The organism is Gordonibacter sp., from assembly GCF_036667095.1.
Classification (GTDB): domain Bacteria; phylum Actinomycetota; class Coriobacteriia; order Coriobacteriales; family Eggerthellaceae; genus Gordonibacter.
In genome coordinates this window covers 1-8,701 of the sequence record NZ_JAVWUP010000112.1, presented here as the reverse complement: position 1 = coordinate 8,701, position 8,701 = coordinate 1, and the positions used below count along the sequence as shown (strand labels likewise).

At 62.0% G+C, this 8,701-nt stretch carries 8 protein-coding genes, 1 other RNA gene and 1 riboswitch; of the genes, 3 read left to right on the top strand and 6 right to left on the bottom strand.

The features are described 5' to 3' along the window. Positions 1 to 151 precede the first annotated feature (151 nt). Entirely contained in the window at positions 152 to 1,231 is a 1,080-nt protein-coding gene (locus RR842_RS09810; RefSeq protein WP_332721905.1) for an MBL fold metallo-hydrolase, read from the top strand. Positions 1,232 to 1,261: 30 nt separating this feature from the next. After that, positions 1,262 to 2,905, top strand: a complete 1,644-nt coding sequence (locus tag RR842_RS09805; protein ID WP_332729613.1) for an amidohydrolase — start codon at positions 1,262 to 1,264, stop codon at positions 2,903 to 2,905. A gap of 173 nt (positions 2,906 to 3,078) precedes the next feature. Here the strand turns inward: RR842_RS09805 and thiD are convergent, their stop codons facing one another. The 5 genes from thiD to RR842_RS09780 all read right to left on the bottom strand — a co-directional run bounded on the left by thiD (position 3,079) and on the right by RR842_RS09780 (position 7,524). Beyond that, the gene (thiD, locus tag RR842_RS09800; RefSeq protein WP_332729612.1) at positions 3,079 to 3,876 is read right to left on the bottom strand and encodes a bifunctional hydroxymethylpyrimidine kinase/phosphomethylpyrimidine kinase; all 798 of its coding nucleotides are present in this window, start codon (positions 3,874 to 3,876) and stop codon (positions 3,079 to 3,081) included. Further along, positions 3,873 to 4,541 (bottom strand): thiamine phosphate synthase, encoded by a 669-nt coding sequence (gene thiE, locus RR842_RS09795; protein ID WP_332522093.1) that lies wholly within the window; start codon positions 4,539 to 4,541, stop codon positions 3,873 to 3,875. Before thiE ends, thiD begins: the two co-directional genes overlap by 4 nt. 3 nt (positions 4,542 to 4,544) lie before the next feature. Continuing rightward, on the bottom strand, positions 4,545 to 5,381 hold the full coding sequence (thiM, locus tag RR842_RS09790; protein WP_332729611.1) for a hydroxyethylthiazole kinase: 837 nt from the start codon (positions 5,379 to 5,381) through the stop codon (positions 4,545 to 4,547). A gap of 4 nt (positions 5,382 to 5,385) precedes the next feature. Beyond that, positions 5,386 to 6,717 carry a phosphomethylpyrimidine synthase ThiC gene (gene thiC, locus RR842_RS09785; RefSeq protein ID WP_332518397.1) on the bottom strand — a complete coding sequence of 444 codons (1,332 nt, stop codon included), beginning with the start codon at positions 6,715 to 6,717 and terminating at the stop codon, positions 5,386 to 5,388. Next, positions 6,706 to 6,832: riboswitch (TPP riboswitch) on the bottom strand. Its footprint overlaps the gene before it by 12 nt. A gap of 62 nt (positions 6,833 to 6,894) precedes the next feature. Next, positions 6,895 to 7,524: a thiamine diphosphokinase gene (locus RR842_RS09780; protein WP_332513962.1), complete on the bottom strand. Its 630-nt coding sequence runs from the start codon at positions 7,522 to 7,524 to the stop codon at positions 6,895 to 6,897. A gap of 120 nt (positions 7,525 to 7,644) precedes the next feature. Here RR842_RS09780 and rnpB point away from each other — a divergent pair. Beyond that, positions 7,645 to 7,997: RNase P RNA component class A (rnpB, locus tag RR842_RS09775), an RNA gene on the top strand. 58 nt (positions 7,998 to 8,055) lie between these two features. On the opposite strand, the gene RR842_RS09770 is transcribed toward rnpB, so the two are convergent. After that, positions 8,056 to 8,701 (bottom strand): QueT transporter family protein (locus RR842_RS09770; protein WP_332729610.1); only part of this gene is annotated, 646 nt, incomplete at its 5' end.

Here is an 8,701-nt window from a genome sequence, read left to right as displayed (position 1 = left end):
CTCTCAAGGCGGAGGTCGCCGGTTCGAATCCGGTCGGGACTACCACAAAACTTGCAGGTCGGGGCTGATGCCCCGGCCTTTTTGATATGTTGGGATATTTCGTACCCTGCCCAGCCTTCTCAAGCCATCCCGCGTCGAAAGGACGAGTACGATGGAATGCAACCAAACAAACAATACTCAACCACACGAGAGTTTCGCCTTGGATGCCTTCTCAGCAAAGCAAACCTGCCTTGCCGCGCCCTTCGGAGTACCCGTCGAGCTATTCCCCAACCTCTACATCGTACGGGTTCCGCTGCCCCACAACCCGCTGAAGGCCATCAACTCGTACTTCATCCTCGCCGAGGACAAGACGGTCATCATTGATGTCGGGTTCAATCATCCTGCCTGCGAAGAAGCGCTCGACCAGGCACTCTCGGCACTCGGGCGTAGCTGGGAGGGTGTTGAGATCGTGCTTACGCACTCGCACCCCGACCATACGGGCAACCTCGACCGCATCTACCGCGACGGCATGCCGGTTTTCGCAAACCTCCATTCGTTTCAGGAGGTGGAGAACCTACAGGACATGGAGGCGCACGTGTTCGGCCCGCTGCTCTTGCAGGCCGCGGCACCCCATCAAAGCGGCATCACCTTCAAGAAGGGCAAGCCACGTCTGCACGTGTCGGCGGAGCTGCTTCCCCTGAAGAACCAGCCCACGGTGGCATATCTGCGTGAAGGCGACGAGTATCGGGCGGGCGACTACCTGTTTCGCATCGTAGAGACGCCAGGGCACGACCCGTGGCACATCTGCCTGTACGAGCCTGCCCGCAAGATCATGATCGTGGGCGACCACGTGCTCGAGCGCATCACTCCCTCCGTCGCGTCGTGGTTCCCTGCCTACAACGCACTCGAAGAGTTCCTGGCGAGCCTCGGCAAAATGCTCTCCTTCGACGTCGATTACGTGCTGCCCGCACACGGGGCCTTCTTCCAGGATCTCCAGGGTCGCGTTATGCAGCTTATCGAGCACCACGAAGAGCGACTCAGCGAGATCTACGGCTTAGTTGCGAGCGGACACCATGACATTGTGGACATTTCGTCCCACGCGAAGTGGCGCTACGGCAATTGGCGCGAGTGGGAGTTGGACCAAAAGTATTTCTCCCTAGGTGAAACCATGGCACACTTGATCTACCTGGTATGCGAAGGTAAGCTGAAGCAAACCATCTGCGGGGACGATTACCGCTTCGAGCTGCCGTAAGTCCGCGCGCCAACCGAGAGGAGCATTCCCATGCAGGTCGACCTGATCATCGAGAGCGAGCGGGTGTTCACGGGAACGAGCAGTTCGGCAACGCCGGGTGCAGTTGCCGTGTCGGGAGACCGCATCGTGGCCGCAGGACCACAGGACGACGTACGGGCCTTCGCAGCGCAGGCGAATACAGGAGTCGGCTCACCTGAGATCCGCAACTTCGGAGATGCGTTGGTCGTACCCGGCTTCCACGATTCGCACCTGCACTTCTTCCATTCGGCCGTGTATTCCTCGCCACTTGCCACGACGTTTTTGGGTGAAAACGAGGCTGACTGCGTGGCGCGCATGCAACGGCTCGCAGAGCGCCGGCCGAGCGGCTGGTTGCTGGCGCAGGGCTGGCGCGAGTACCGCTGGAACCCTCCCCTGCTGCCCTCGAAACACTCGCTGGATCAAGCGTTCCCCGACCGTCCCGTTGCCCTGTACTCGGGCGATGCCCACACGCTTTGGCTGAACTCGACCGCGCTGAACGAACTGGGCGTGCAGCGCGACAGCATCCCTCCGGCCGGAGGATCATACGACCGCGACGAGTTCGGCGAGCCGACCGGCATCGTACGCGAGTCCGCAGCCATGGAGCTTATGCCCAAGATCATGGGTGCCTTCACCGACGACGAGACAACACAGGCCTATCGTGGCTTTTTGGCACGATTGGCGAAAAACGGCGTGACGAGCGTATGCGACTTGTCGCTCATGGCGAGCCCCGGCCTGGATTTCGTACGCGACGATGTACATGCGGCACTGCTCGCTCGCGACGAGCTGACAGCACGCGTGCACTTGTTCCCCACCCTGACGGATGATCTGGGGCGGTTCGAGGGGATGCGCAAGCGCTATACGGGGCCGATGCTGCAGGCAGCAGGCTTCAAGCAGTTCTTCGACGGTGTTTCGAGCCAGCATACGGCCTGGTTGACCGAACCGTATACCAATGCACGGTTCGCTGAGGACTGCGGACGGCCCACGGTAAACGCCTCCGTTATGCGCGCCTATGTGCTTGCGGCAGCCGAGAAGGGTTATCCTGTGCGCATCCACACGATCGGCGACGCAGCAATACACGCGGCGCTCGACATCCTCGAGGAAGCACGTTGTCGCTTCGGGGCGCTTCCCAACGGACGACGCAACTGCCTCGAGCATGGGGAGAACTTCCTACCGAGCGATCTGGGCCGATTGGCTGAGCTGCAGGTGGTGGCCGCCGTACAGCCGCCCCATATGACGCTTGACCCGGGCGGACCGGAGCGCGACCTGGGACCGGAGCGCACGACATATGCGTGGCCCCTGCGCACGCTGCTCGACAAGAGCACCGTGCTGGCTTTCGGCACCGACTCGCCCGTAGTCGATGTGAACTCGATGAACGTACTGTACAGCGCCGTGACGCGACAGGATCCGACGACGCACGAGCCCGCCGGCGGATGGCTACCGGACGAGCGCATCGGCATGCCCGAAGCACTGCGCGCCTACACCCAGGGAAGCGCCGCGGCGGCAGGACGTCGACGCGAGCTAGGAACGCTCGCACCCGGCATGCTGGCCGACATCGCTGTGCTCGACCATGACCTTTTGACCTGCGCGGCCGAAGACATCCAGAAAACCCACGTGCTGGCCACGTTCACCGGCGGCGCATGCGTATTCGAGCGGTAAGGAAGCCACGTTTGGTGCAGTCCTGTATGCACACAACGCAAACAGGACTGCACCGTCTGGCGTAGCAAGACCGCGCGTGGCACCGTAGGCCGAACAGCTCCGGCGCACGTCAAACCGACGAAGCCCCCCGCTGCCACCATCGTACCTGCGATATCGCAGATGCCGGGCGCACGTCAGACCGACGGAGCCCCCCGCTGCCACTTATGGTCGAGGGGGCCGTTGCCGCGGCCCAGATCGAGACCGGATTCGAGAGCGCCGGTGACGAAGTATTTGGCACGGCGCACCGAGGTGGAGATGTCACAGCCCTCAGCCAGACCGCAGGCGATGCCAGCAGACAGGGTGCAGCCGGTCCCATGGGTGTTGAGGGTGGCGATGCGCCTAGCGCGCAGCCAAACGGCGATGCCGCTCGGGGCGACGAGCACATCGTCAGCCGCATCCTCACGGTGCCCTCCTTTTACCAGCACGACGCCCTTGTTCGGAGCAGCAAGGTAGTGCGCGGCACGCTCCATGTCGTCTTCGCTCTCGACAGGAAACCCGCAAAGCACCGCCGCCTCCGGCATGTTAGGCGTGACGACGTCGGCCAAGGGAAGAAGGCGCTCCACCAACGCCCCCCTCGCATCGTCACCGATAAGGCGCGAGCCGCTGGTGGATACCATGACCGGGTCGACCACGATATTGCGTGCGTGGTGATATTCGAGGCGCGCGGCAATGGCCTCGATGATGGCAGCGGACGAGACCATGCCGATCTTCACCGCAGCGGGACGGATGTCTTCGAACACGGCATCGATCTGGGCGGCCACGAAGTCCGGCTCGATATCCACGACGCCGAAGACCCCCGTGGTGTTCTGGGCCGTCAGCGCCGTAATTGCCGTTTCGGCGAACAAGCCGTACGCCTCGATCGTCTTGATGTCGGCCTGGATGCCAGCTCCACCGCTCGAGTCCGACCCTGCAATGCTGAGCACTGCTTTCATACCCCGCCTTCCTTCTTCAGGCAAAGCGTCTCTTCCACGATCGCCTTCAGCTCGCGCGTGGCCGCCTCTATGTCCTCGGCGGCGAAAAGAGCGGACACCACGGCAACGCCGTCGACGCCGGTGCCGGCAAGAAGAGGAATGGTCTCGGCATTCAATCCACCGATGGCTACCACCGGGATGCTCACCGACTCGCAGATAGTGCGCAGCTCATCAGGTGTCAGAATACCGGCCTCGGGCTTCGTCGCCGTACTCGCCAATGCCCCCACGCCAATATAGTCGGCACCTGCCGCTTCGGCTGCTTGAGCTTCGGCAACACTCGCAGCCGAAACGCCCACCAGGGCATCGGGGCCCAGTACGGCGCGCGCTTCGGCACAGGCCGTGTCGCTCTGGCCGATATGCACGCCATCGGCTCCGCTGATCCGAGCCGCCTCAACATCGTCGTCGACGACGATAGGCACCCCTGCCGCGCGACAGAGCGGCACCAGCGTGCAAGCACGGAGCACCACCTCGGCGGGCGGTGCGTCCTTCTCGCGCAGCTGCACGAACGTCACACCGCCGCGCAAGGTATCCTCAACGCAGGCGGCCAGCGTGCGGCCGTCCAACCAAGCACGGTCGGTCACCGCATACAGCTCCAAGGCGCGCTTGAGTTCTTCCCGATCAAACATAACCTATCCGATCTCTTCGACTTTGGCACCTGCATCAAGGGCGGCACCGTCCATGCGGGTGAGGGCATCTAGCACATAGGTGCGAAACGATCCCGTACCGTCCATGCCACCCATGCGATCGGCTGCGATCTGGCCCGCCAACCCCAGAGCAGCCACAGAAGCGACCGTCGCCTCGAGCAGACGACCAGGGTTCGCAACCGCAAAGGCCCCGCTCAAACACGTAAGCATGCACCCCGCCCCGGTGATCTTACCCATGAGGGGAACGCCGTTGCGCACAGCAAACGCCCGCTTGGAATCGGCGACGACATCGATCGCCCCCGTGATCGCCACCACCGTATCCCAGCGTGCGGCCAGCTCGCGCGCGAACGCCGCGTTTTCTGCCAGGTTCTGTTCGGTCACCGCATCATCCGGGTTCGCATCCACCCCGCGGGTGGATGCGGCAGCACCCGCAAGCGAGCGCACCTCGGATTTGTTGCCGCGGACAATGCGCACGTCCAGCTTGCCTAACAGCCCCTCGGCCGTAGCGGTACGCAGCTTCGAGGCACCAGCACCTACTGGATCCAACACGAGGGGGTGACCCAGCTCACCGGCTCGCTTCCCTGCCATATACATACCCTCGATGGTGCGCTCACTCAGCGTGCCGATGTTCAGCACCAGACCGCCGCAGATCGACGTGATGTCAACCACGTCGGCCGGCTCGTCGCTCATAATGGGGCTGGCTCCGATGGCCAAAAGCGCGTTCGCGCAGTCGTTCGCTGTCACATAGTTCGTGACGCAGTGCACGAGCGGCACCGACGCGCGCACGTTGTCCAGCGCGTTCTTCAAGGCAAACGGTTCCATGGAGCTACTCCTTCCCCAGGTCGACCGTTAAGCCGTCCATGATGTTGCTGACGGTGCGCATGGCGCACATCTCGCCGCACATGGTGCAGGTACCGTCCGTGGAGGGTGGCGCGCTCTCGAAGTAGCGGCGCGGGCGCACCGGGTCGATAGCCAGGTCGAACATCTCTTCCCAGGCCACGCGGCGGCGAGCATCGCTCATGCGGTTGTCGATGTCGCGCGCACCCGGCACGCCTTTGGCGATGTCGGCGGCATGCGCGGCGATCTTCGTGGCCACCAAACCTTCGCGCACGTCGTCGACGTCAGGCAGGCGCAGATGCTCAGCCGGCGTCACGTAGCACAAAAAGTCGGCACCCGAGGCAGCCGCCACCGCCCCGCCGATAGCGGCCGTGATATGGTCGTAGCCTGGCGCGATATCGGTGACCAGCGGACCGAGCACGTAGAAGGGCGCATCGTGGCACAAACGCTTCTCCAGCTTCATGTTCGCGGCGATCTCGTCGAGCGCCATGTGCCCCGGACCCTCGACCATCACCTGCACACCCGCATCCCACGCGCGCTGCGTCAGCTTCCCGATCTCGATGAGCTCGGCGATCTGCCCCGCGTCGCTGGCATCGAAGGTGCTCCCCGGCCGCATGGCGTCCCCTATGCTGATGGTGACGTCGTACTCGTGCAGGATATCCAGCACCTGGTCGTAGTACTCGAAAAACGGGTTCTCGTTGCCGGTGGCCTCCATCCAGGCGAACAAGAGCGACCCGCCGCGGCTGACGATATTGGTGAGGCGGCCCGTCTCGCGAAACGTCTCGATAGTGCGCCGGTTCATGCCGGCGTGGATGGTGACGAAGTCCACACCGTCCTCGGCATGCGCGCGCACCACGGCCAGGAAGTCTTGGGGCTTGATATCCACCAGCGGCATGTTCAAATGCCCGATCGCGTCGTACATCGGCACCGTGCCGATCATGGCCGGAGCCTTCTCTACCAGCCGGGTGCGAAAGCCCTGCGTCTTGCCGCTGTTCGACAGATCCATGATAGCCTCAGCACCCAGCTCAAGTGCCACAGCGACCTTCTTCCACTCCTCGGCTTCGTCGGCAACGTCGCCGGAGATGCCCAGGTTCACGTTCACTTTCGTCCGCAACCCGCCGCCGATGCCCTCGGGAGAGAGCGAAGCATGGCGGATGTTCGCGGGGATGGCGATGCGCCCGGCAGCCACGCCCTCGCGGACGAACTCGGGATCACGACCTTCTTTGGCTGCGACGATTTCCATTTCGCTGGTGACGATGCCTGCGCGTGCGCGATCGATTTGCGTGATCGGCGAGGCAGGCGTGCAGTGCGACTGCGTCATGAGACTCCCTTCGTTGGCATTACCCATACAGGTTCGTCGGGTCGAAGCGTGGTATCGGCGCTTCCTCTCAGCCTGCCCGGCCGCATGGCGGCTGCAAGCTCCCCGGTATGTAGCGACCGGCCTGCAAGCCAGTCTGTCCGCTATTATAAAGATCAAGTGGCCTCATCGCACATACGGTTAGGCAAGCGGATGAAAGATGTAGAGCGTCCCCTCTTCTACCGCAATGCGAGCAGGTTCTCCGATGAGCTCGTTGGAGACGCCGCGGGAGGTGCGGTTCGTAAGGTCCTCGTCGTTCAGCGCGTAAGCGAGGCCCGTTTCGATGACGCCGCGGGCGCAATCGCTTGCGGAAAACACCGAGACCGTGCCGGCCTCGACATCGGGCAGGTCGAGCACGTCGGGCCCGGTGAGCAAGCGCACGGCATACGTATCGCCCACAGCAGTGACGTAGTGCCCCTGCTCGGAGAACTTCGCGAACAGCTGCAGGTTCGCCAGCGTGTGATCCAGCCTGCCGCCCAACGCACCGTACACGACAAGCTCGTCATGGTCCCAAGCTACCGCCTTCTCCAACGCCAGCTCCATGTCGCTTTTGTCCTTCTTCACCGGAAAGCGGGACACGCGACGGCATTTTGGCACGTAGCCGAGCGAGTCGAAGTCGCCCACCGCCATGTCAGGCACCACGTCAAGGGCCTCCAAGCAGGCGAAGCCCGCATCGACGGCTATGACGAAATCGAAATCGCCCGCCATGCGACGTGCCTGGAAATCCTCGGCGTTGAAATCGATCGCCGCAACGAGTGCGCAGGTGGCCATCCGTCTCATCCCTCCTTTTGGTGCGCAGGAAGCCGGGGGGTGCCTCGGCTTCCTGCGATTTTCACGCGGCTTTGCGTTTCGCGTCCGCGTGTCAGGTTCGATTTGCTAGAATACCATACGCGAGCGGGCCAGACGGTCGCGTACCTTTGAGGTGCGAGGAAAGTCCGGGCTCCACCGGGCAGGATGCCAGCTAACGGCTGGGCGGGGCGACCCGACGGATCAGTGCCACAGAAAAGAAAACTCCCCCGCTGCCTTTGAGGCGACGGGAGAAAAGCTGAAACGGTGCGGTAAGAGCGCACCAGCGCGTCGGCAACGGCGCGGCTTGGAAAACCCCATCCGGAGCAAGCGCAAATAGGAACGCAATACGGCTGCCCGTCGTACGTTCGGGTTGCGTGCTTGAGGCGTGTGGCGACACACGTTCGAGATAAATGGCCGTCCAACGACAGAACCCGGCTTATCGACCCGCTCGCATTCTCTTCCTTCAAAACAGGCCTTTCAGCGCCCTGCGCCTCGATAAGTTTTATTCTTAATCTATACCGGTTCTTGCCTACCCTCTATACAGGATTCTTCTTCATGCCCGTGAGGAGGCGGAGACGCTTTTTTACCTGTATAGGGAGCAAATTTAAACTCCGTGGAGAACAAGATGCAGAGCGCCATACCGGGCATGATGAAGAAAAAAGTGTTGTTGATTATGATCGAGACGAACAGGTAGACCGCATCAGCTTCCGGAATAAAGAAAAACACCCAGGACACTACCGATATCCCCACCGCAATGCTTGCCCCCACCGATATGCCCACATAGGCAAGGCAGGTCGACAACGAGCCTACGACGCGATCATTTTTGGTAATTCTTTTGACAAGGAGCCAGAAGATCAGCGTCGCCAGAAAATTGCCGACAAACCCACCGATGCAGGAAATAGCCACATTGCCAGAAAGCACATCGTAGGCAATGTTGCCAAAAGCATAGCCCCACGCTCCAGCCGGGCCAAAGAATATTCCGAAGATAGGCATGAGGGCGGTAACGGGTCGAAGATTGGTAAGCCCCGGTATAAACACCATGGTGCTGAAGGGCAAGGCGAACAAAAGATGAACGCCGCACAAAAGAAAAAGCTGGCACACGCCACGTAAGCTCATGAAGGGAGCCACTATCTCTCTCATTGCGATCCTCTTTTGTCCA